At 59.8% G+C, this 20,859-nt stretch carries 22 protein-coding genes; 13 read left to right on the forward strand and 9 right to left on the reverse strand.

Features of this window, described 5'->3' with window-relative positions; genetic code table 11:
• Window positions 1–3 precede the first annotated feature (3 nt).
• On the forward strand, window positions 4–459 hold the full coding sequence (locus BM110_RS13295; protein ID WP_092248499.1) for a YiiD C-terminal domain-containing protein: 456 nt from the start codon (window positions 4–6) through the stop codon (window positions 457–459).
• A gap of 26 nt (window positions 460–485) precedes the next feature.
• Here BM110_RS13295 and cysQ read toward each other — a convergent pair whose 3' ends face one another.
• Both cysQ and nudE read right to left on the reverse strand, forming a co-directional pair.
• Window positions 486–1,322, reverse strand: coding sequence for a 3'(2'),5'-bisphosphate nucleotidase CysQ (gene cysQ / locus BM110_RS13300; protein WP_071492476.1), 837 nt, complete (start codon window positions 1,320–1,322; stop codon window positions 486–488).
• Entirely contained in the window at window positions 1,319–1,885 is a 567-nt protein-coding gene (gene nudE, locus BM110_RS13305) for an ADP compounds hydrolase NudE (RefSeq protein WP_071492477.1), read from the reverse strand. Before nudE ends, cysQ begins: the two co-directional genes overlap by 4 nt.
• 87 nt (window positions 1,886–1,972) lie before the next feature.
• Here nudE and yrfG point away from each other — a divergent pair, with 87 nt between their 5' ends.
• The gene (gene yrfG / locus BM110_RS13310) at window positions 1,973–2,635 is read left to right on the forward strand and encodes a GMP/IMP nucleotidase (protein ID WP_093513569.1); all 663 of its coding nucleotides are present in this window, start codon (window positions 1,973–1,975) and stop codon (window positions 2,633–2,635) included.
• 108 nt (window positions 2,636–2,743) lie between these two features.
• Here yrfG and lysM read toward each other — a convergent pair whose 3' ends face one another.
• A complete protein-coding gene (gene lysM / locus BM110_RS13315; protein WP_071492479.1) occupies window positions 2,744–3,184 on the reverse strand; it encodes a peptidoglycan-binding protein LysM in 441 nt (146 codons plus the stop codon).
• 132 nt (window positions 3,185–3,316) lie between these two features.
• On the opposite strand from lysM, the gene BM110_RS13320 reads away from it, so the two are divergent.
• From BM110_RS13320 to BM110_RS13335, 4 genes are all read left to right on the forward strand, one after another.
• Window positions 3,317–4,204, forward strand: coding sequence for a LysR family transcriptional regulator (locus BM110_RS13320; RefSeq protein WP_092248505.1), 888 nt, complete (start codon window positions 3,317–3,319; stop codon window positions 4,202–4,204).
• A 97-nt stretch (window positions 4,205–4,301) separates the two neighbouring features.
• The gene (fdhD, locus tag BM110_RS13325; protein WP_093513570.1) at window positions 4,302–5,141 is read left to right on the forward strand and encodes a formate dehydrogenase accessory sulfurtransferase FdhD; all 840 of its coding nucleotides are present in this window, start codon (window positions 4,302–4,304) and stop codon (window positions 5,139–5,141) included.
• The gene (locus BM110_RS13330) at window positions 5,138–7,486 is read left to right on the forward strand and encodes an FdhF/YdeP family oxidoreductase (protein ID WP_092248511.1); all 2,349 of its coding nucleotides are present in this window, start codon (window positions 5,138–5,140) and stop codon (window positions 7,484–7,486) included. The genes fdhD and BM110_RS13330 overlap by 4 nt, the downstream gene beginning before the upstream one ends.
• Before the next feature lie 266 nt (window positions 7,487–7,752).
• A complete protein-coding gene (locus BM110_RS13335; RefSeq protein WP_058424794.1) occupies window positions 7,753–8,229 on the forward strand; it encodes a glycine zipper domain-containing protein in 477 nt (158 codons plus the stop codon).
• A 34-nt stretch (window positions 8,230–8,263) separates the two neighbouring features.
• On the opposite strand, the gene BM110_RS13340 is transcribed toward BM110_RS13335, so the two are convergent.
• Both BM110_RS13340 and BM110_RS13345 read right to left on the reverse strand, forming a co-directional pair.
• Complete coding sequence (locus BM110_RS13340; protein ID WP_093513571.1) at window positions 8,264–8,698, reverse strand: acyl-CoA thioesterase; 435 nt, start codon at window positions 8,696–8,698, stop codon at window positions 8,264–8,266.
• Between the two features lie 22 nt (window positions 8,699–8,720).
• The gene (locus tag BM110_RS13345; protein ID WP_092248516.1) at window positions 8,721–10,658 is read right to left on the reverse strand and encodes a RecQ family ATP-dependent DNA helicase; all 1,938 of its coding nucleotides are present in this window, start codon (window positions 10,656–10,658) and stop codon (window positions 8,721–8,723) included.
• A gap of 164 nt (window positions 10,659–10,822) precedes the next feature.
• Here BM110_RS13345 and BM110_RS13350 point away from each other — a divergent pair, with 164 nt between their 5' ends.
• Window positions 10,823–11,872: a S8 family peptidase gene (locus tag BM110_RS13350; RefSeq protein ID WP_093513572.1), complete on the forward strand. Its 1,050-nt coding sequence runs from the start codon at window positions 10,823–10,825 to the stop codon at window positions 11,870–11,872.
• A gap of 62 nt (window positions 11,873–11,934) precedes the next feature.
• Here the strand turns inward: BM110_RS13350 and BM110_RS13355 are convergent, their stop codons facing one another.
• Window positions 11,935–13,110 (reverse strand): tetratricopeptide repeat protein, encoded by a 1,176-nt coding sequence (locus BM110_RS13355; protein WP_092248522.1) that lies wholly within the window; start codon window positions 13,108–13,110, stop codon window positions 11,935–11,937.
• A 175-nt stretch (window positions 13,111–13,285) separates the two neighbouring features.
• On the opposite strand from BM110_RS13355, the gene BM110_RS13360 reads away from it, so the two are divergent.
• From BM110_RS13360 to BM110_RS13380, 4 genes are all read left to right on the forward strand, one after another.
• The gene (locus BM110_RS13360) at window positions 13,286–13,456 is read left to right on the forward strand and encodes a YhfG family protein (RefSeq protein WP_016979054.1); all 171 of its coding nucleotides are present in this window, start codon (window positions 13,286–13,288) and stop codon (window positions 13,454–13,456) included.
• Window positions 13,456–14,055 carry a putative adenosine monophosphate-protein transferase Fic gene (locus tag BM110_RS13365; protein WP_093513573.1) on the forward strand — a complete coding sequence of 200 codons (600 nt, stop codon included), beginning with the start codon at window positions 13,456–13,458 and terminating at the stop codon, window positions 14,053–14,055. The genes BM110_RS13360 and BM110_RS13365 overlap by 1 nt, the downstream gene beginning before the upstream one ends.
• Window positions 14,056–14,320: 265 nt before the next feature.
• Window positions 14,321–14,953, forward strand: coding sequence for a DUF1493 family protein (locus BM110_RS29835; RefSeq protein WP_231999477.1), 633 nt, complete (start codon window positions 14,321–14,323; stop codon window positions 14,951–14,953).
• A 96-nt stretch (window positions 14,954–15,049) separates the two neighbouring features.
• A complete protein-coding gene (locus BM110_RS13380) occupies window positions 15,050–15,913 on the forward strand; it encodes a DMT family transporter (protein ID WP_256575404.1) in 864 nt (287 codons plus the stop codon).
• Window positions 15,914–15,971: 58 nt separating this feature from the next.
• Here BM110_RS13380 and BM110_RS13385 read toward each other — a convergent pair whose 3' ends face one another.
• Window positions 15,972–17,513 (reverse strand): phosphoenolpyruvate carboxykinase, encoded by a 1,542-nt coding sequence (locus tag BM110_RS13385; protein ID WP_071492490.1) that lies wholly within the window; start codon window positions 17,511–17,513, stop codon window positions 15,972–15,974.
• Window positions 17,514–17,692: 179 nt separating this feature from the next.
• Window positions 17,693–18,595 (reverse strand): Hsp33 family molecular chaperone HslO, encoded by a 903-nt coding sequence (gene hslO, locus BM110_RS13390; RefSeq protein WP_071492491.1) that lies wholly within the window; start codon window positions 18,593–18,595, stop codon window positions 17,693–17,695.
• A 103-nt stretch (window positions 18,596–18,698) separates the two neighbouring features.
• Here hslO and BM110_RS13395 point away from each other — a divergent pair, with 103 nt between their 5' ends.
• A complete protein-coding gene (locus BM110_RS13395) occupies window positions 18,699–19,502 on the forward strand; it encodes a phosphatase PAP2 family protein (protein WP_093513574.1) in 804 nt (267 codons plus the stop codon).
• A gap of 52 nt (window positions 19,503–19,554) precedes the next feature.
• Here the strand turns inward: BM110_RS13395 and BM110_RS13400 are convergent, their stop codons facing one another.
• Window positions 19,555–19,962: an RNA-binding S4 domain-containing protein gene (locus BM110_RS13400; RefSeq protein ID WP_093121663.1), complete on the reverse strand. Its 408-nt coding sequence runs from the start codon at window positions 19,960–19,962 to the stop codon at window positions 19,555–19,557.
• Window positions 19,963–20,078: 116 nt separating this feature from the next.
• Here BM110_RS13400 and BM110_RS13405 point away from each other — a divergent pair, with 116 nt between their 5' ends.
• On the forward strand, window positions 20,079–20,858 hold the full coding sequence (locus BM110_RS13405) for a S6 modification regulatory phosphodiesterase RimA (protein ID WP_092248543.1): 780 nt from the start codon (window positions 20,079–20,081) through the stop codon (window positions 20,856–20,858).
• The last annotated feature ends 1 nt before the right edge of the window (window position 20,859 follow it).

Genomic DNA, 20,859 nt, shown 5'->3' on the forward strand with positions numbered 1-20,859 from the left:
CCCATGAACCGCGACAGCCGTTACCTGGAATCCATCCTTCACCACGACATCCCCCTCACCCGGGAAATGGGCCTCAAGGTGCTCGACTGGCAACACGGGCGGCTGGAACTGCATCTGCCCTTGCACGCCAACATCAACCACAAGAGCACCATGTTCGGCGGTAGCCTGTATTGCGGCGCAGTGCTGGGGGGTTGGGGCTGGCTGCACTTGCAACTGCGTGAAGAAGGCATCGAAGACGGGCACATCGTGATTCAGGAAGGGCAGATCAGCTATCCGCTGCCGGTCACGCGGGATGCAACGGTGGTGTGCCAGGCGCCGGAGGAGAAGGTGTGGAAGCGCTTTTTAGCGACGTACCAGCGCTATGGCCGCGCGCGCATCACGCTGGAGACGTGGGTTGTGAATGAAGGCAGCGAGGAGCGTGCAGTGGCCTTTACCGGGCAGTACGTCCTGCACCGCTGACTGCCACACCCCTCCCACCTTCCGCCTCAGGATCTGGCCAGGGTCAGCAAGCGCTCGCGCCACGCAGCCTTGGCCGGCAACGCCAAAAAGAACGGGTTCAACAACGATGCCCGCGCCGGGTAGCTGAATGGCTCACCGCTCAGCTCCAACACTTCGCCCCCCGCGCCTTCGAGTACGCCCTGGGCTGCCGCCGTGTCCCACTGCGAGGTCGGCGCCAGGCGCGGATAGCAGTCCGCACTGCCCTCGGCCAACAAACAGAACTTCAGCGAGCTGCCGATATTCGTCAGCTTCAATGCGCCCAGGCCTTCGCTCAGCCCGCCCAGCAAACGCTCCTGCTCCGCGCTGGTATGCCGACGACTCGCAACTACGGTGAACGACTCGCCCGCTGCCGGTGCTTCACGCACCTGGATCTGCTTGGGCGCTTCATTCACATCGGATCGCCAGGCACCCAAGCCGGCGCCACCGAAGTAGCAACGGCCGTTGGTGGGCATCGAGACCACGCCGAACACGACGCGGCCCTGTTCGATCAGGGCGATATTCACGGTGAATTCTTCGCTGCCGGAGATGAATTCCTTGGTGCCATCCAACGGATCTACCAGCCACCAGCGCTGCCAGCCGGCGCGCACGCTCTGGTCGATATCGGCATCTTCTTCGGACAGCACCGGAATGCTCGGGTCCAGCGCGGTCAGGCCGGCCAGGATCAAGTGATGAGCGGCCAGGTCCGCGGCCGTCACCGGCGAATCATCGGCTTTGGACGTAACGGCCACGTCAGCGCGCCAGTACGGCAGGATCACTTCACCGGCCTGACGGGCCAGCTCGATCACCGGGGCAATAAACGGGTGGCCTAAAAACAGTTCGCTCATGCGTTAAACGCTCCTCGCTGGGTCAACAGGTCTCGTACCAGGTACAGCGCGGCCAGGGCCCGACCTTCGCTGAATTGCTCATTTTGCGCCAGCATCGACAACTCGCGCAGGTTGACCCGGTCCACACGCATCGGCTCAGGTTCATCGCCTTCCAGGCGTTCTTCATAGAGGTCGGTGGCCAGTACCACCTGGATTTTCTGGCTCATGTAGCCAGGCGACAGCGACAGTTCCGTGAGGTGCTCCAACTGCCGTGCGCCGTAGCCCGCCTCTTCCTTGAGTTCGCGATTGGCCGCCGCCAGTACGTCTTCACCGGGCTCGATCAACCCCTTGGGCAGCGACAGCTCATATTCGTCGGTGCCGCCGCAGTATTCTTCCACCAGCAACGCATGGTCTGCGTCGATCATGGCCACAATCATCACCGCGCCGTAGCCGGCACCGCGACCCACCAGGCGCTCGTAGGTCCGCTCAACGCCATTGGAGAAGCGCAATTGCACTTCCTCCACGCGGAACAAACGGCTACTGGCGACTATTTCGCGGGCGAGGACGGTGGGTTTCTGGCGCATGAGCGGCTCCTTGGCGTGATCGGGGTACTATACCGTGGCTTTTCCGATTGTCTGTGTCGGATATCTTTACTTACATGAGACCGCCCCATGCCCTCTTTGCCCTGGCACGCCATCGACACTGTCCTGCTGGACATGGACGGCACCCTGCTCGACCTGCATTACGACAACCACTTCTGGATGGAACACCTGCCCCAGCGCTACGCCGAACTGCATGGCGTGAGCCGCGCCATGGCCGAGATGGAGTTGCAGCCGTTGTTCGAGCGTAACGCCGGACAGTTGCAGTGGTATTGCCTGGATTTCTGGAGCACTGAGCTGAAGATCCCGGTGCGCGAACTCAAGCTGGAAACCGCGCACCTGATCGCCCTGCGCCCGGATGCCGACACTTTCCTCGCGGCAATCAAACGGGCCGGCAAGCGCGTGATCCTGATCACCAACGCTCATCGTGATTCCCTGTCATTGAAGCTGGAACGCATTGAACTGGCGCCGTATTTCGAGCGGTTGATCAGCTCCCACGATTACGGTTTCGCCAAGGAGAACCCGCAGTTCTGGGATGCCCTGCAAGCCGATATCGGCTTCGACCCGGCACGGAGTCTGTTTATCGATGACACCTTGCCGATCCTGCGCAGCGCCCAGGCGTTTGGCGTGGGGCATTTGTTGGCGGTAAAGGAGCCGGACAGCAAGAAAGGTCCGAAGGACACGGCGGAATTTGCGGCGGTCGACGACTACCGAGATCTCATTGCCGGACTCTGACCCCATGTGGGAGGGGGCTTGCCCCCGATTGCTGTGCATCAGAGCCACATTCAGTCACTGACACACCACCATCGGGGGCAAGCCCCATCCCACCTTTCGTCCTGCGTTTTACTCAGGAATACGCAGCGTCTGCCCTGGGTAGATTTTGTCCGGGTGCGACAACAGCGGCTTGTTGGCTTCGAAGATCTTGTTGTACTGGTTGGCGTTGCCATACACCGCCAGGGAAATCGCGCTCAGTGTGTCGCCCTTTTTCACCACGACGAAACGGGCGGCAGCCACAACAGGCCCGGAAACAGTGATCTGGTCATCCACACTGGCCACACCGGCAATGTTGCCCAGCGCCAGCAGGATCTTCTCTTTCTCTTCCTGGGTGGCGACTTCACCGGTCACGGTCACCTTGTCGCCATCCACCGTGGTCTGCACATTCGGATTACCCAGGCCCACTTTGGCCACGTGCTCCTTCAACTGCTCACTGGCGTTTGCATTACCCGGCGTCAACAGGTCGACAATCTTTTCGCCGGCTTCCTTGATAAAGCTGAAAATGCTCATAGTGCGCGCTCCTTGTTAATTGATTTCCAGATGCCCAAGACTAGACCAGTCCTACCGACTTGGGTTCCAACCCGGCAAAAGACCCAAACGCGCTAGAATCCCCCCGCCATTGGAATAAGCCCTGGAGCGAAGATGGACATCAAACAGCTGAAATTCCTCATCGCCCTCGACGAGACCCGCCACTTCGGCCAGGCGGCCGCGCGTTGCCACATCACTCAACCGACACTGTCGATGCGCCTGCGCAGCCTTGAAGAAGAGCTGGACCTGCCTTTGGTCAATCGCGGCCAGCGCTTCGAGGGCTTTACCGCCCCCGGTGAGCGCGTGCTGGCCTGGGCACGCACGGTGCTGGCGGCGTATGACGGCTTGCAGGCCGAAGCGGCCGCCTGTCGCGGCAACCTCGTCGGCACATTGCGCCTGGGCGTGGTGCCGTTGTCGAGCTTCGATCCCTTGGCGTTGATGCAGCAACTGCACAAAGAACACCCGAACCTGCGTTTCGAGCTGTCGGCGCTCAGCTCCGAACAGATCCTTGAGCAACTGGCGAGCAATCGCCTGGACCTGGGCGTGTCTTACCTGGAGCGCCTGGACACCGAGCGTTTCGACTCGCTGGCCTTGGGCGAAACCCGCATGGGCCTGCTCTACGACCAGCGCTTCTTCAGCTTTGGCGACACGCCGTTGAGCTGGGAAGCCCTGATCGAACTGCCCCTGGGCATGCTCACCAGCGGCATGCACTTTCGCCAATCCATCGACCACAACTTCCACAGCCGTGGACTCAACCCGCAGCCATTGTTGCAGACCGACGCCGTCCATCAGTTGTTGCAAGCCGTGCATGGCGGCTTGTGCTGCGCCGTGATGCCTTTGGACGGTGGCCTGGATGCACTCACCGAGCATCTGCGCCTGCAGCCGATCGAAGACGCCCATACACTCGCGCGCCTGGGCTTGATCATGCGCCGCAGTGCACCGCGCTCGGCGCTGGCAGAGGCGTGTTTCGCGCTGTATCAGAAATCGCAAAACGAGTCTTGATCGACGTCATCTATCGGAAGATCAGTACTGGCGATTAGACGCGACGCTTTGTCGCGCCTAGTCTAAACACTGATCAATCCGCCGGTGGTACTGCCCCATGAACGCCAAGCGCCCAGTCTGCGCGGCGCCCGCTCTTGAAACGCCAGCGCCCGCCGCCAGCCAGAGCTACGGGTATTGCAATCTCGAACATACGGAATTCGCCAGCACAGCCCTGGCCGAGGAAGTGGCGTTGGCGATTGCCTACAACGACATCAGCCAAGCGGTAATGCTGGTGACGCCGACAGACCTGGAAGACTTTATCGTCGGCTTCAGCATAGGCAGCGGCATTATCGCCGACGTTAGCGACATTTATGATCTAAAACTCAGCGGATCAGGCTCGGCTCAATACGCTCAGGTGCAGATCTCCAGCCGTTCCTTCTGGAACCTCAAGCAACAGCGCCGGCAACTGGCCGGCACCAGTGGTTGCGGTCTGTGCGGTGTAGAGGCGGTAGAACAAGCATTGCCTGACCTTGATGTACTGCCGGGCGCGCCTTTGCCGCCTGCCGAATGGCTGGATGGCCTGCGCCAACGCATCAGCGCGTTCCAGCCCTTGGGCCAGTACAGCGGCGCCGTGCATGCCGCCGTATTTATGAACGGCCAGGGCGAATTGTTGCTGGGCCGCGAAGACATTGGCCGACATAACGCCCTGGATAAATTGATCGGTGCATTGATCCGCCAAAAAATTCCGACCGAAGGCGGCCTGGCGATTGTTACCAGCCGTTGCAGCCTGGAGTTGATCCAGAAAGTCCTGCGCGCGGGCATCCAGACCCTGGTCAGCCTGTCGTCACCCACCGGCCTCGCCCTGCAATGGGCGCGCCGGCATAACCTCAATCTCATCCACCTGCCGCAGAAAAGTGCGCCGCGGGTCTACAGCCCTGCGATGGAGAACCAGCCATGAGCCAGCACCACCAAGCCGACCAAACCCCGACCCCGCGCTACAAGCCCTACAAAGGCCCGGCCGGCGGCTGGGGCGCACTGATCAGCGTGGCGCAAGCCTGGCTGACCAGCGACAACGCGCTGAAAAACCTGCGCATGATGCTCAAGACCAACCAGAACGGCGGCTTCGACTGCCCGGGCTGCGCCTGGGGTGACTCGCCGGAGAGCGGCATGGTCAAGTTCTGCGAAAACGGCGCCAAGGCGGTCAACTGGGAAGCTACCAAGCGCCGTGTAGATGGTGCATTTTTCGCCAAGCACAGCGTCACCGCCTTGCTGGAACAGAGCGACTACTGGCTGGAATACCAGGGCCGCCTGACCGAGCCGATGCGCTATGACGCCGAAACCGACCGCTACACGCCCATCAGTTGGGAAGCGGCCTTCGACCTGGTCGGCAAGCACCTCAACGCCCTGCCCAGCCCTGACATGGCCGAGTTCTACACCTCGGGTCGCGCCAGCAACGAAGCGGCCTACCTGTACCAATTGTTCGTGCGCGCCTACGGGACCAACAACTTCCCGGACTGTTCGAACATGTGCCACGAAGCCAGCGGCGTTGCCCTGGCGCAAAGCGTGGGCGTCGGCAAAGGCACCGTGACCTTCGATGACTTCGAACATGCCGATGCGATCTTCGTCTGGGGCCAGAACCCCGGCACCAACCACCCGCGCATGCTCGAACCGCTGCGTGAAGCGGTTAAACGCGGCGCTCAGGTGGTGTGCATCAACCCACTCAAAGAGCGCGGCCTGGAACGCTTCCAGCACCCGCAACACCCGCTGGAAATGCTCACCAACGGCGACAAGCCAACCAACACCGCCTACTTCCGCCCGGCACTGGGTGGCGACATGGCCATCCTGCGCGGCATGGCCAAGTTCCTGCTGCTGTGGGAGCGCCAGGCCCAGGCCGAAGGCAAGGAGGCCGTGTTCGACCACGACTTCCTCAACGAGCACACCGCCAACGTGCTGGAATACCTGGGCAAGATCGACGATACCTCCTGGGATGAGATCGTCGAACAGTCCGGCCTGACCCTGGTCGAGATCGAGCAAGCCGCGCGCATGTACGCCAAAGGCAAGAACGTGATCATGTGCTGGGCGATGGGCATCACCCAGCACCGCCATTCGGTGCCGACCATCCAGGAAATCGCCAACCTGATGCTGCTGCGCGGCAATATCGGCCGCCCAGGCGCCGGCCTGTGCCCGGTGCGTGGCCACAGTAACGTGCAGGGCGACCGCACCATGGGCATCAACGAACGCCCTCCGGTGGCGTTCCTCGATTCCCTGGAGCGTCGCTTCCAATTCCAGGTGCCGCGTGAAAACGGGCACAACGTAGTGGAAGCCATCCACGCCATGCTCGAAGGCCGCTCCAAGGTGTTTATCGGCCTGGGCGGCAACTTCGCTCAAGCCACGCCGGACAGCCTGCGTACCTTCGAAGCCCTGCGCAATTGCGACCTTACCGTGCAGATCAGCACCAAGCTCAACCGTAGCCATTTGATGCACGGCAAAGATGCACTGATCCTGCCGTGCCTGGGCCGTACCGACATCGATATCCAGGCCGAAGGCCCGCAAGCGGTGACGGTGGAAGACTCGTTCAGCATGGTCCACGGTTCCAATGGCCAGTTGCAGCCGCTGTCGAAACTCATGAAATCCGAACCGGCAATCTTGGCCGGTATCGCTGCCGCGACCCTGGGCAGCAAGCCGGTGGACTGGAACTGGCTGGTGGCCGACTACAGCCGCATCCGCGACCTGATTGCCGACACCATTCCCGGCTTCAAGGACTTCAACGAGAAGATCAAGCATCCGGGCGGTTTCTATCTGGGCAACTCCGCGGGCGCGCGCCGCTGGAATACCCCGTCGGGCCGCGCCAACTTCCGCCCGAACATCCTGCCCAAGGACTTGATCCACGAACGCACCCACGCGACCGGCCGCGTACCGGACCTGATCATGCAATCGATGCGCTCCCACGATCAGTACAACACCACCATCTACGGCCTGGACGACCGCTACCGTGGGGTCAAGGGCCAGCGTGACGTGCTGTTCGTCAACGAAGCCGACATCATCCGCCTGGGCTTCAAGCCGGGGCAGAAGGCCGACATCGTGTCATTGTGGGAGGACGGTCGCGAGCGCCGTGTGAAGGGCTTTACCTTGCTGGCGTTCGATATTCCGGCGGGGCAGGCTGCGGCTTACTACCCGGAAGTGAACCCGCTGGTGCCGCTGGAAAGCACCGGGGATGGCAGCCATACACCGACGTCGAAGTTCGTGGCGATCCGGTTGGAAGCGGCGAGTGACAATGGCTTGATCATGGCGCGCTCGGCCTGATCAGGACCGTTGTGGTGGGCAGGCTTGTATTGGCCCGCTCGCCACAGGGAATTACCCGCAAAAGGAATTTCGAGCACAAAAAAGGCCGCTTTTGCATAAAAGCGGCCGTTCCGAAGTAGCTAAAGACTCGCAAAACAGACTTAAGTTCCCGAGTAAAAACAGTAACTTATATAATTGTGTACAACTCGTGCTACTGGTCGGATTTCTATTGTCACAATCCAGATACAGCCTCAGGATCGCGCCGTCATCCTCTTGAGGTCTCCCTAATGAAGTTCTCCTCGATTCTCTTGTTGTCCCTTGGCCTGGTCAGTGGCGCAGCCATGGCCGGTGGCACCACCGAAGCCGGTGTGGGCGGCGCATTGGGCGGGGTTCTGGGTTCGGTCGTTGGCCAGCAGCTAGGCGGCAACACAGGTTCGACCATCGGCGCAGCCTTGGGTGGCGCGGGTGGTAGTGCGGTGGGCGCCGACAAGCGCAGCCGTGGCGAAGCCGCTATTGGCGGCGCATTGGGCGCAGCCGGCGGCAACGTTGTGGGCCGCAGTGTCGGCGGCAGCACCGGCGCACTGATCGGTTCAGCGGCCGGCGGTGGTGCCGGTGGCGCACTGGGCAACTACATGGGCAACAAGAGCGATGACGACGACCGTCGCAGCCGTGGCCGTGATCACCGCCGTTATGACCGTGACGACCACCGTGGGCGCGGTCATGCCTATGGGCATCGCAAGAACAAGCATCACTACCGCGACTGATAGTTGCTGAGTGTAGGAGCCGGCTTGCCGGCTCCTACAGGGTGATCAACCGCTGCAATGCCTCGCGCAACCGCCCCGGAATCGTCACCGGCTGGTTCGTCCCCCGATCCACGAACACATGCACAAACCGCCCCGCCGCACAGGCGTCTTCTTCGCCCGCCTTGAACACCGCCAACTCGTACTGCACTGAGCTGTTGCCCAGCTTGCCCACCCGCAGGCCGATGTCGATGCGCTCGGGAAAGGCGATCGACGCAAAGTAATCACACGCCGAACTCACCACAAACCCCACCACATCGCCTTCCTGAATATTCAGACCACCTTGCTCGATCAGGTAGGTATTCACTGCCGTGTCAAAGAAGCTGTAGTAGGTCACGTTGTTCACATGGCCATACACATCGTTGTCGTGCCAACGCGTGATGATCGGCTGGAAGTGAGGGAAATCGGCGCGTTGCGGTACGGTATCAGGCATCGGGTCATCTCGTGAAAGTGAGTTACAGGTCATTCAAATGGGCCTGGGCCCACTCGCGTACCTCGGCGTACGGATACTCTTCCAGCACAGCAAAACCCGGAATACCTCGCGCCTTCAGCTTGGTAAACAACGGCACGCTGATGCCCCCGAGGAAACGCGTCAGGCGTTCCGCGCCAGGCAGTTGCCCGGTGTGTTCATGATGCCTGTGGATAAAATCGCCGCACAGCTCCATGAAGTTCTTATCCACAAGTGGCGGCAAGCCCGGCGGCGAAGGAAGGCGCGCAACATGACCGTGGCACACCGAGCAATGCCCACAACGCTGCGGTGCATTTTCATCGCCAAAGTACTGTGCCAGGCGCTGCCCCAGGCAGTGTTCGGTGGCAAACAGATCGAGCATGGCGTGAATCCGCGCGACTTCTGCCACCTCGTGCTGCTTGAAGCCTGTGTATAACTCAGCGCTCAACACCTGTGGATCGAAATCGGTCTCCAGCAGGCTGTAGACCTCGGTCATTTGCTTGCTTTCCAGTTCGATCAGGCCCTGCTCCTGGAAATAATCCAGCGCCTTCACCACCCGATTGCGCTCGGCGTTGTGCTGCTGATACAGCACGTCGAAATCCACTGTCGCCCAGCTCCTCGCGCGCTTGCAAACCTGGATGATCGCCGCGACAAACTGCTGCCGCTCACCGGAGAAACGTGCCAGCAAAGCCTCAGGTTCGACCAGGTATTTGAAACGGTACTCGGCATAAAACGCGTAACGCGGCGCGATCACGCCCTTGAGCTCCAACTGCACCAGCAGCGTCTTCAACGGCAGCTCGCGGATATTGCTGAGGTCCGACAAGGACCTGAGCAAAAACTCCCACTGCCCATCGCCCCGTGCGGCCTGCAACTCTTCCAGCACCCGCCGGATACCTTCCTGCTCTGGCGTATCGCCGTACACGAAATTTTCCAGCACATTGAGGCTGTCGCGATTGGCCAGCACCAGGCAGTCGGATGGCTGCCCATCACGCCCCGCCCGGCCAATCTCCTGGCTATAATTCTCGATGGATTTGGGCAGGTCAAAGTGCACCACGTTGCGGATATCACTCTTGTCGATGCCCATGCCAAACGCGATGGTGGCGACGATGCAATTGGAGCGTCCACCCATGAAGCGCTGCTGGATGCCCTCGCGTTTATCGTGGGGCAGACCCGCGTGATAGGCCTCGGCCTGGATGCCGTTGCGATTCAGGTGCTCGGCAATCTGCTCGGCGGTTTTCTGCAAGGTAACGTAGACAATGCTCGGCTGGTCGACGCGCTCACTCATCCACTGCACCAGCCGGCGACGCTTGTCCGCACCGCTGACCGGCTCCACCAGCAGGTTGAGGTTGGGCCGGTAGAAGCCCGTGGTGACCACATCGTCCGGGGCAATGGCGAACTTGGCCTGCATGTCGGCAATCACCTTGGGCGTGGCTGTCGCCGTCAGCAGCAGTGCTTGTGGGATATTGAACTGACGCTGGTAGTCCGGCAGTTTCAGATAGTCCGGACGGAAGTTGTGGCCCCATTCGGAAATACAGTGGGCCTCGTCCACCACCAACAACGAGATCCGCACACTTTGCAGGAAGTTACGGAAGCGCTCGTTCTTCAAGCGCTCCACCGAAATCATCAGGATCTTGAGTTCGCCCGACCGCGCACGGGCCATGACCTCATTGGCCTCATCGCGGTTCTGGGCCGAGTCGATACTGCCCGCCGCAATGCCATGGCGCTGCAGGAAACCCAGCTGATCCTGCATCAACGCCAACAGCGGCGATACCACCAGCGTCAGGTGCGGCAGCAATACCGCCGACAGCTGGTAACACAGGGACTTGCCCGACCCGGTAGGGAAAATAGCGGCCGCCGAACGCCCGGCCAGTATGGCGCTGACCGTTTCTTCCTGGCCCGGACGAAACTGTGGATAACCAAAGACCTGTTGGAGGGTGTCGTGCATAGGCTGTCACTCCATTGACCGCTGAGGGAGTCAAAAACATAGATCAGCGATCGAGAATAGGTCGGGGATAAACGCTACAAACTGATACAGAGAAAACCAGCAGGCCGACGCAAAAACGAAGACATTAACATGCCTGATCACAAGCGCCCGACCCGGAGTCGTGAATGTCGCACAAGCCAGTATTCCCATCGCTACGCCTGAGCCTGCTCACATTGCCGCTGTTGCTGTTGGGGTGCGTGACCCCACCCTCCCCAAAGCCCGCCGAGCCGGATACACAGCGCTTTGAAACCCTCGAGTACCTGGCGCAAAAAGCCCTGCCCGTCGTCAAGGCATCAGCACTCTACGCACGGGGTGGCACAGGCCAGGGTGTCAAAGTGGCACTGATTGATTCAGGCCTGAACCAGGACCTGCCTGAGTTCAACGGTCGCGTGGCCGACCCGGGCTACGACTTTGTGCGCCACCAGCCGGGAACCCTCGATATCAAGGGTCACGGCACCCAGATGGCCGGTATTCTCGCCGCCAACAAGAACGACCAGGGCATCCACGGCATTGCGTTTAACGCCCAGTTGATTCCCATGCGCTTCGGTGATGACAAGGAGCCTTTTTATTTTGACAGTGAAATTGCCCAGGCCTGGACGCTCGCACACACAAAGGGCGCACGGATCTTCAGCAACTCATGGGCCAATCCCATCGAAGCCAACACCAACGAAGTTCCCATCTATGAACGCTTGATGGGGGACTCATTGGACGTGGCGAAAAAGCTGGTCGCCGAGGGTGCTGTTTTCGTGTTTTCCACCGGCAATGAGGTCAAGCGTGAGCCGCTTGCCGAGCCCGGCCTGCCGGCACTGGTGCCTGAACTGGAGAAGGGCTGGATAGCCGTCATGGCACTCAAGAGCGACGGCACCGCCATCAATCTCAAGTCCAACTATTGCGGCCTCGCGGCCCGCTGGTGCATCGCGGTACCGGGAGGTGACGGTGGTGCAGGGCTGTTGACCACCAACAAGGACGGCAGCTACGGACCTACGGCCGGCACTTCGCCAGCCGCTGCGCTGGTCAGCGGCGCCTTGGCTGCCTTGCAAAGTCGCTTTCCCGAAATGACGCCGCAACAAGTGCGTGACCGCCTGCTCAGCACCGCCAATCGAACAGGCATCTACGCCAACAGCGAAGCCTATGGGCGTGGGTTGATGGACCTGGACGCTGCCTCGCGCCTGTAATCGCGCCCAAACAAACAACGCGCGCTAAGGCGCGTTGTCGGTAGAGCATTTGTCGCTGTGTATCAGCGGTTCTGCACCCGCTCGATCGCCGTGTCATACACCGGGTTAGCCTTCTGCTCCTTGGCCAACTGGTAGTGACGCAACGCATCCGGGAACTGCCCCGCCGCTTCGTAGATCCGCGCAATGTTGTAGTAAGCGCCCGCTCGCACCGTCGCAGCGTTCGCGCCCGTGGCGAGGGCGATAGCCTTGCGATTGGCCCAGATCGACTCGGCGGTGTTGCCGGCCTTCTGATACGCCAGGCCCAGGTTGCCGTAGGCCTTGCCAAAACCATTGTCCAACTCGATAGCCTGGCGGAACAGGTCGATAGCCTGGTCCAGCTTGCCGGCCTGGTAAGCCGCTTCACCTTGCACGTTCAGACGTTTTGCATCGGCTTGTGCAGAAGAGCTCACCGCCACAGCGGTAACGGCCACGCTGTCATCCAGCAACGGTTTGACTTCGTTAAGCACGTTCGCCGCGTTCACCGTCACGCCACTGAAGGTGTTGATGTCCTGGAAGTCGCCACTGCCGGTCATGCGGAACACGGTCCACAGGTTGCCGCTGCGGTTCTTCGGCACGTAGTAGGTACGCACCAGCGATTGGCCCATGTACACGAATACCTTGGCTTCGCTGTTGGACAGCTGGCGCGAGCCTGGATTGCCTCCGTTTGTGAAGTCATGCACGGCATACACGTAGCTTTCGCCGTAGTGTTTTTTCTGCAGGGTGATGGTTTCCGGGCCGTAGCTGTCGACGTCATCCACGTCCAGTTCAGCGTCGGTGCCCGTCTTGTTCTCGAAGTAGATATTGTTGCCAGGGAAGATCATGTGGGAGTCGAGGTCTTCCGGGGTTTTGCCCCAGGTCAGTACCACACGCAGGCCGTCGAGGTTTTCCATCACCGGGCTGATGGCATACGTCATGCCGGCGCATGGGCACTTCACCACCAGGTTCGAGTAGCCGGGCTTCTTGATGATCAGAAGATTGGTGGCATCGTCTGCGGCTTCGCTGGTGAGGGTCACTTGCCCCTGGGCGTTGGTACGGCCCACTACGTTCTGCGCACCGTTGCGTTGCAGCAACACCTCGGCGTCGGCGATTTTCTGGTCCTTGACCACCGCACTGAGCACTTCAATCGGCAATTGCGCCGCCTGGACTGAAAACGCGACCGCACACAATGACATTGCCGAAGCAACACGCAGCAAACCCATGCTTAACTCCCTTTAAGTAGCGGGCGGAATCGCCCTGCAAGATTTTGCGGTGAAACATACTCCGAAATGCGTGGGCTGGCGGATTATTTATACAGAATGTGACGTGGTTTTTATCCCGCCTGCCTGTTGAAGCATTGCGCTACAATCAAGCCTTGCTACCCAAGAGTACGCTGCCATGAGCGAACCGACGTTTGAGCAAAAACAGGATCATTACCACAAGATCCGCCGTTCCAATTACCTGGCCAGCCTGCGCCTGGAAGGGTTCGACACCCAACCGGCCGACGTCGACAAGCCCTTGCCGACCCGTGAAGCCGTCCTTGCCAAGTACCGCAACACCCCACGCTGATGCTCGACAAATACGGGGTGGGCCAGGATCCGTACTGCTATCCCGGTAGCAGCGTCCTGCGCAACCGCCTCGATCTGCACGACGAAACCCAACTGCACCAGGCCGAGCGGGAATTATCCGAAATCGCCGTAGGCAACCTCCCTCTCTTCCCGCCGCCCTACGACCTCGAACGCCTGCAACACATCCACCGCGTCCTGTTCGGCGACCTCTACGACTGGGCCGGTGAACTGCGCAGCGTCAACATCCAGAAGGGCGACACGCTGTTCTGCACCCCGGAACGCATCCCGCCGGAAGCGGCGAAGATCATCCGGCAAATGGAGGCAGCGAACTGGTATGTCGGGGCGAGCCAGGCCCAGCTGGTGAAGCAGATTGCCGAAGCCTACGGCGACCTCAACGTCATCCATCCCTTCCGCGAAGGTAATGGCCGAGCACAACGGATCTTTTTCGAGCAGATCATCGTGAATGCCGGATTTTCAGTGAACTGGTGGCTGGTGAAGCACGCGGCGTGGATACCAGCGAATATTGATGCGGTGGCCTGTGATTATCGGGGGCTGGAGGCGATTTTTGAGCGGTGTGTGAGTAGGCCGGTCGGCAACTGACACACCCCAGCCCCCCCTCACATCACTTGCCTGTTTTGCTGTTAAGTCACTGCAAGCCACAAATCCCGGAAAGCCCTGTAAGAAACCTCCAAATACCACGACATCCCCTTCTGAAACTGCTTAAAACTCCTGCCCACCCCTCTATAAAACTCACCTTTCTCTGACTGAAACTGGCGCCCTTTCAGCAGCCCCGGCAAATACAAGTGAACATTGAAAGGACTCAACATATCGGCCACGGCTCAACAGCTCCAGAGTGGCTAAGACGATGAACGAATACATCGAATGGATTTATCTGCTCCTCCTCATCGCACTGGCCGCCATAATTGACAGGTCAATAAGGCTACCAGTGCTCAGAAGATGGTTTGGACTCTGCCTCTTGGTCACCGGCCCAATACTTCTGTTGTATGCCACCTCATGGATCAGAGGTGCTCAGCTTGGGAGCCTGCCGATAATCGCCTTCGTGACAGGCATCGGGTTATTGAGCACTCAGAATATCTATTGCAAAGTAAAAGCCAATCACCCACTCCTGCGTGCCCCCACCATGAACCTCGCCCCCAACTTCCCCGAAGACCCCGTTATGCAGCAACTCCTGCAGCTCTTGCACGAAGAAATCGGCCTGCCAAAACACAAGACGATCCGCCTGCAAACTTCGATCAACTTCGACCTGGGCTGCGACGGCAGTGAGGCCAAGCACCTGATGGAAGCGCTGGAGCAGGAATTCGCCCTCGACCTGGGTGACTACGACACTTATCGTTACTTCAACCCGCCGGTGTTTGATGTGTTCCTCAAGCGCCGGGCCAAGGGGCGCGGCGAAAAAGTGCCGCTGACCATCGGCATGCTCTACCTGGCGATCAAGACCCACAGCTGGGACACGCAGACGCTGGAAAACCTGAGCTGAGCGAACACAAACTCCAGGCACACCGGTACTCAAATGTGGGAAGGGGCAAGCCCCTCCCACATTCGATGAGCGTGCTCAAAACAACAAGGATCTTACATGGACGTAACAATGGGCCTGCTGGCCGCCCTGCTCTGGGGCGGCACGGATTTTCTCGTGGGCCTCAACGCCCGCGCCGTGGGCGTAAAACGCGCGGTGTATTTCGGCCAGGCGCTGGGCTTTCTGATCATGACCCTGCTGCTGGTCATCCTCCCGACCTTCCTGTTCAAAGCCCTCGACGCCGCGCTGAGCGTCTGGCTGCTGGGCATCGCTGCCGCCCTGTTCACTGTCTCCGGAGCTCTTGCACTGTCCAAGGCCTTCGCCCTGGGCAAAGCCGCCATCGTGGCGCCGCTGGTGACCTCCTACGGCGTGGTGACCACACTTCTGTCCTGGGCCAGCGGTGAACACATCAGCCCGACGCAACTGGGCTGCATCGCCCTGTGTGTAATCGGCGTGATCCTCTCCAGCATCCATAAGGACAACGGCGTCCCCCACAACAACCCCAGCCAGTCGATCGCCTACGCCATGCTCGCCGCCCTGCTGTATGGCACCAGCTTCTGGCTGCAAGGCCGCTACACACTGCCGGCGCTGGGACCGATCACCATGCTGTGGCTGGGTTACCTGGTGGGCCTGTGCGTACTGCTGGTGATGGTGTTGAAGATCAAGGACGGCTTGAAAATCCCACCGCTGAAAAACTGCGCGACGCTGACCGGGGCGAGCTTGATGAACCTCGGCGGGTTCTCGGCGTTTTCATGGGGGGCGATGGCGGGGTCGGTTTCGGTGGTGACGGTGATCAGTACGTTGTCGGGCGGGATTGCGGCGATCCTGGGATTCATGTTTTTCAAGGAGCGGTTGTCGGCGGTGCAGGTGCTGGGGGTTGTGCTGGTACTGGTCGGCGCAGTGGTTTTACATATCGCCGACTAATCCGACACGCACAAAAAAGCCGCCTCACAAGAGGCGGCTTTTTCACAACGACTGAATCTTACAACTTGGGACCCGCGGCCTTGATCGCATCGCTCACTTCAAACTTCTTGAAGTTCTCGATGAACAGACCGGCCAGCGCCTTCGCCGCTTCGTCGTAGGCAGCCTTGTCGGCCCAGGTGTTACGTGGGTTCAACAGGCCGGTCTCAACGCCCGGTACGGCCAATGGCACGTCGAGGTTGATGGTGTCGAGGTGTTCGGTTTCAGCACCGACCAACGCGCCGCTCTGGATCGCTGCAATCACGCCGCGAGTGGTCGGGATGTTGAAGCGCTTGCCGACGCCGTAGCCGCCGCCGGTCCAGCCGGTGTTGACCAGGTAGACCTTGGAGCCGAAGCCACGGATACGCTTGATCAGCAGTTCAGCGTATTCGCCAGCCGGGCGCGGGAAGAATGGTGCGCCGAAGCAGGTGGAGAAGGTCGACTTGATGCCGCCGCCGGAACCCATCTCAGTCGAGCCTACCAGTGCGGTGTAGCCGGACAAGAAGTGGTAGGCCGCTTGTTCTTCGCTGAGGATCGACACCGGTGGCAGTACGCCGGTCAGGTCGCAGGTCAGGAAGATCACCGCGTTTGGCTCGCCGCCCAGGTTCTTCTCGGAACGCTTGGCCACGTGCTCCAGCGGGTAGGCGGCGCGGCTGTTCTGGGTCAGGCTGACGTTGGTGTAGTCGGCGTGCCCAGCTTCGTCGATCACCACGTTTTCCAGCACGGCGCCGTGCTTGATGGCTTTCCAGATGACCGGCTCGTTCTTCTCGGACAGGTCGATGCACTTGGCATAGCAACCGCCTTCGATGTTGAACACCACGCCTTCGCCCCAGCCGTGTTCGTCGTCACCGATCAGGTAACGGCTTTCGTCGGCGGACAGGGTGGTCTTGCCGGTGCCCGACAGACCGAAGAACAGGGTCACGTCGCCTGCTTCGCCGATGTTGGCGGCGCAGTGCATCGGCAGTACGTCGGAAGCCGGCAGCAGGAAGTTCTGCACCGAGAACATGGCTTTTTTCATTTCACCGGCGTAGCGCATGCCGGCGATCAGGACTTTTTTCTGTGCGAAGTTGAGGATCACGCAACCGTCGGAGTTGGTGCCGTCACGCTCTGGCACGCATTCGAAGTTGGCCACGTTGAGCACTTGCCACTCGTCACGACCGGCCGGGTTGTACTGGGCCGGGTTGATGAACAGGCAACGACCGAACAGGTTCTGCCAGGCAGTCTGGGTGGTCATTTTCACAGCCAGGTAGTGGTCTTCGGAAGCCCCTACGTGAACGTGGGAAACAAAATGCTCTTGCGCGTTGTTGAATGCCTCGACGCGAGCCCAGAGGGCATCGAACTTGTCGGCCGGGAACTTGCGGTTGATCGGGCCCCAGGCGATGGAAGCCTGGGTGGATGGCTCTTCAACGATGAAACGGTCGACCGGCGAACGGCCAGTACGGTGACCGGTTTCGACGACCAGCGCGCCAGTATCGGCGAGCACGCCTTCACCACGCTGCAGGGCTTCTTTAACCAGATCGTCAACACTCAGATCGGTGTATACGGCGTTGTTGGCTTGCGTCATGAGGTTCCCCGTCGGCCTATGGCCGAGTGCTCCAAACGTTTTGTAGTAGAAAGTTGCGCACTACTACCGCGAAAAAAGTGGGCCGGATTATGCCAGAAAAGCCCAAAAAGAGTAGGGCCCTCCCGTCAGAACTGCGCTAATCCGGCGTTTGTCAGGTGATTTACCTGTGCTTAAACGTTTTAGTGGCGGGTGTCGGAAGGGGTGTCGATGCCTGCGCCGGCGAACAATTGCGCTACATCGGCCGCATCGAACAGGTAGCGCTCGTTGCAGAACTGGCAGTCGATCTCGATATGGCCACCGTGCTCCACCACCAGGTTTTGCGCATCTTCCAGGCCCAGGCTGGCCAGCGCATTGGCCGAACGCTCACGCGAGCAACTGCAGTTGAAGCGCAGGCCCTGTGCGTCAAACAGTCGCACGGCCTCTTCGTGGTAAAGGCGGTGCAGGATGGTTTCGTTGTCCAGGCCCAGCAATTCTTCAGCTTTCAGTGTGTCAGCCAGGGCGATGATGTGCCGCCAGCTTTCTGCGCGATCATCGTCGTCTTTGATACGGTCAGCCGGCAATTGCTGCAACAACAGGCCGCGGGCGCGCTTGCCGTCGGCGTTAAGCCAGAACTTGGTGCCCACCTGCTGGGACATGACGAAATAGTTGGTGAAGCAGTCCGACAGGGTTTCGCCATCCAGATCGACGATGCCCTGATAGCGCTGGCCTTCGGTCGGGTCGATGGTAATTGCCAGCACGCCGTTGGCCATCAGGTCGGACAAGGTGGCATCCGGCGCGATCTGATCGGCTTCATAACGGGCCAAGCCACGGATTTCACGCTCGCTGGAGCATTCGATCATCAGCATCGGCACCGGGCCTTCGGAACGCGCCTGCAGAATCAGCAAACCGTCGAACTTCATGGTGCCCACCAGCAACGCTGCCGCGGCCATCAGCTCACCGAGCAGTTGCGCGACCGGCTCCGGATAAGGGTGCTTGGCAAGGACTTCGGCATAGCTGCGCTCCAGCGAGACCAGTTCGCCGCGGGCGTCGCTCTCGTCGAAGATGAAGCGTTGGGTGAAGTCGGTATCCGGTAGATCAGTCATAGGTCTGGGTATCTGAATTGATGACAAAATGATTACAAGGTTTATAGAATTAAACGCTTTAGCACCGTTTTGGTGCGGTTTCTAGAGCCATGAGGGACAGTTTATGAACAATCCGGGTTTGTTCCAAGCCAAGTGGAACCTCGGGCGATGGGCCGTCTGCAATCTACTCGCTATCGGGTTGCTGTGTTTTTGGCTGTGGCCCACGGGCCAGATGCTGTGTGTGATGTTCGACGAGTGGCTGTTTCACCTGCTCAATGACCCGCTGGCGAGCAGCTCCACATGGCTGCACGTGTGGGCTGTCGCCAGTTTGCGACCGTTCGATGCAGTGGTCGGGGTGATTCTGCTGATGCTGTTGATTCGCGGCGATTGGGTGTTCAAGGCGGTGCAAGTACGCCAAGCCTTGTTAGGTTTTGTCGGCATTCTGTTGCTGTTGCTGTTTATCCGCATGCTGTTTTCCAAACTCGCCGCGCACATGGGCTGGCAACACAATAGCCCGTCCATGGTGATCAGCGGGGCGATCCAGATGAGTGACTACTTCCCGGGCCTGGAGAAGACCTGGGAGTTGAAGGACCGTTCGAGTCAGAGCTTCCCGGGGGACCATGCGTCGGTGCTGCTGATCTGGGGGATGTTCATGACCGTGTTCGCCAAGCGCATCGGCCAGGTGCTGGTGATCTGGGCCCTGACGCTGCTGTTCATGATGCCGCGCCTGGTGGCGGGGGCACATTGGGGGCAAGACGATTACATCGGCGGAGTGTTGCTGGCACTGTTGGCGTTGGGCTGGGGGTACTACACACCGTTTGCGGCGAAGGTATCGGGTGGGTTGTTGCGGGTAACGGAGCCGGTGTTCGGGCTGGCTGCTCGTTTACCCATAGTGGGGCGAATGAGCGTCGTTAGAACACGGCAATAATCTGTGGCGAGCGGGCTTGCCCCGCTCACTACAAAAGCCCGTTCGATTGAGGCTAGTCATCGTTGCCACTGCCGCGAAACTTGAACAGGTCGCGGCGTTGTTTCTTGCTCGGTTTGCCATCGGTGGTCATGCCAGTGGCACCGGCCTTGCGCATCGCCGCCGCATTTTCACGCTTGGCGATGCTGGCTTCGGTTTCGGCGTATAACGCTTGCGCTTCAGATGCGCCACGACGAACGATGGAAAGCGCCTGAACCACGACCGTCTTTTCATCAAACCCTGCACGAATCTGAAACTCATCACCGACACGTGGCTCTTTGCCCGGCTTGCAGCGCTCGCCACGATGATGCACCTTGCCGCTCTCGATGGCGGCCTTGGCCAGGGCACGGGTTTTATAGAAACGCGCCGCCCACAGCCACTTGTCCAGACGGACCTTTTCTTCCTCTTCCTGCTTTTGAGCCACTTGAATTCCTCGCTCTGAAAAATGTCGCAACTTTACCGTTGAAACCCTTCGACGCATAAATCCCAAGGCTCACCTAAGATACGCCAGGTAGCACCCTGTTTTCGCGAGGATATGTTGTGACCGAATTCCCCCTTTCACTCACCTCGCCCAACCAGCGCTGCGTGGGTTGCCAGCAAAGCGAGCCCCTAGGGTTCGATTTTGCGTTCGCTTACCAGCCTATCGTAGACCTGCGGGACCATTCGATCTTTGCCCACGAAGCCCTGGTGCGTGGCACACAAGGCGAAGGGGCGCTGTCGGTGCTGAACCAGGTCAACGAAGGCAACCGCTACCGCTTCGACCAACGCTGCCGAACCCAGGCGATCGCCGGTGCGGCAACCTTGGGAATGCAAACTCACCTTTCGATCAACTTCATGCCCAATGCCGTGTACCGCCCGGAACTGTGCATCCGTAGCACCCTGGAGGCGGCTCGCGTACATAATTTTCCGTTGAACCAACTGATTTTCGAGACCCTGGAAAGCGAGCATGTAGATAACTATCGCCATTTGACGAATATTCTGCGTGAATATCGCGAATTCGGCTTCAAGACCGCCATCGACGATTTCGGCGCGGGCTATTCGGGGCTGAACCTGCTGGCCGACTTCCAACCTGACCTGATCAAACTCGACATGGCGCTGATCCGCGATGTTGATCAGGACCGTGTCCGTCAGGTCATCGTCCAGGGGATTGTCACAATCTGTGAGCAGTTGGGGGTTACTGTCATCGCCGAAGGCATCGAAAGTGCCGGCGAACGGGACTTTCTCTCCGACTGTGGAATATTTCTGATGCAAGGCTACTGGTTCGCCAAGCCTGCATTTAAAGCCCTGGCCGAGATATCCCCTCAGGCCTGGGCAAATTGAT

The organism is Pseudomonas sp. NFPP28 (assembly GCF_900115535.1).
Classification (GTDB): domain Bacteria; phylum Pseudomonadota; class Gammaproteobacteria; order Pseudomonadales; family Pseudomonadaceae; genus Aquipseudomonas; species Aquipseudomonas extremorientalis.

Excerpts from the sequence above, each read along its gene's own strand:
- lysM (WP_071492479.1), bottom strand. The coding sequence starts at position 3,184 with ATGAGCATTTTCAGCTTTATCAAGGAAGCCGGCGAAAAGATTGTCGAC.
- BM110_RS13360 (WP_016979054.1), top strand. The coding sequence starts at position 13,286 with ATGAGCGAACCGACGTTTGAGCAAAAACAGGATCATTACCACAAGATC.
- BM110_RS13350 (WP_093513572.1), top strand. The coding sequence starts at position 10,823 with ATGTCGCACAAGCCAGTATTCCCATCGCTACGCCTGAGCCTGCTCACA.
- BM110_RS13345 (WP_092248516.1), bottom strand. The coding sequence starts at position 10,658 with ATGCACGACACCCTCCAACAGGTCTTTGGTTATCCACAGTTTCGTCCG.
- BM110_RS13385 (WP_071492490.1), bottom strand. The coding sequence starts at position 17,513 with ATGACGCAAGCCAACAACGCCGTATACACCGATCTGAGTGTTGACGAT.
- BM110_RS13355 (WP_092248522.1), bottom strand. The coding sequence starts at position 13,110 with ATGGGTTTGCTGCGTGTTGCTTCGGCAATGTCATTGTGTGCGGTCGCG.
- fdhD (WP_093513570.1), top strand. The coding sequence starts at position 4,302 with ATGAACGCCAAGCGCCCAGTCTGCGCGGCGCCCGCTCTTGAAACGCCA.
- BM110_RS13335 (WP_058424794.1), top strand. The coding sequence starts at position 7,753 with ATGAAGTTCTCCTCGATTCTCTTGTTGTCCCTTGGCCTGGTCAGTGGC.
- cysQ (WP_071492476.1), bottom strand. The coding sequence starts at position 1,322 with ATGAGCGAACTGTTTTTAGGCCACCCGTTTATTGCCCCGGTGATCGAG.
- yrfG (WP_093513569.1), top strand. The coding sequence starts at position 1,973 with ATGCCCTCTTTGCCCTGGCACGCCATCGACACTGTCCTGCTGGACATG.
- BM110_RS13395 (WP_093513574.1), top strand. The coding sequence starts at position 18,699 with ATGAACAATCCGGGTTTGTTCCAAGCCAAGTGGAACCTCGGGCGATGG.
- BM110_RS13340 (WP_093513571.1), bottom strand. The coding sequence starts at position 8,698 with ATGCCTGATACCGTACCGCAACGCGCCGATTTCCCTCACTTCCAGCCG.
- BM110_RS13295 (WP_092248499.1), top strand. The coding sequence starts at position 4 with ATGAACCGCGACAGCCGTTACCTGGAATCCATCCTTCACCACGACATC.
- nudE (WP_071492477.1), bottom strand. The coding sequence starts at position 1,885 with ATGCGCCAGAAACCCACCGTCCTCGCCCGCGAAATAGTCGCCAGTAGC.
- BM110_RS13330 (WP_092248511.1), top strand. The coding sequence starts at position 5,138 with ATGAGCCAGCACCACCAAGCCGACCAAACCCCGACCCCGCGCTACAAG.
- BM110_RS29835 (WP_231999477.1), top strand. The coding sequence starts at position 14,321 with ATGAACGAATACATCGAATGGATTTATCTGCTCCTCCTCATCGCACTG.
- hslO (WP_071492491.1), bottom strand. The coding sequence starts at position 18,595 with ATGACTGATCTACCGGATACCGACTTCACCCAACGCTTCATCTTCGAC.
- BM110_RS13380 (WP_256575404.1), top strand. The coding sequence starts at position 15,050 with ATGGACGTAACAATGGGCCTGCTGGCCGCCCTGCTCTGGGGCGGCACG.
- BM110_RS13320 (WP_092248505.1), top strand. The coding sequence starts at position 3,317 with ATGGACATCAAACAGCTGAAATTCCTCATCGCCCTCGACGAGACCCGC.
- BM110_RS13365 (WP_093513573.1), top strand. The coding sequence starts at position 13,456 with ATGCTCGACAAATACGGGGTGGGCCAGGATCCGTACTGCTATCCCGGT.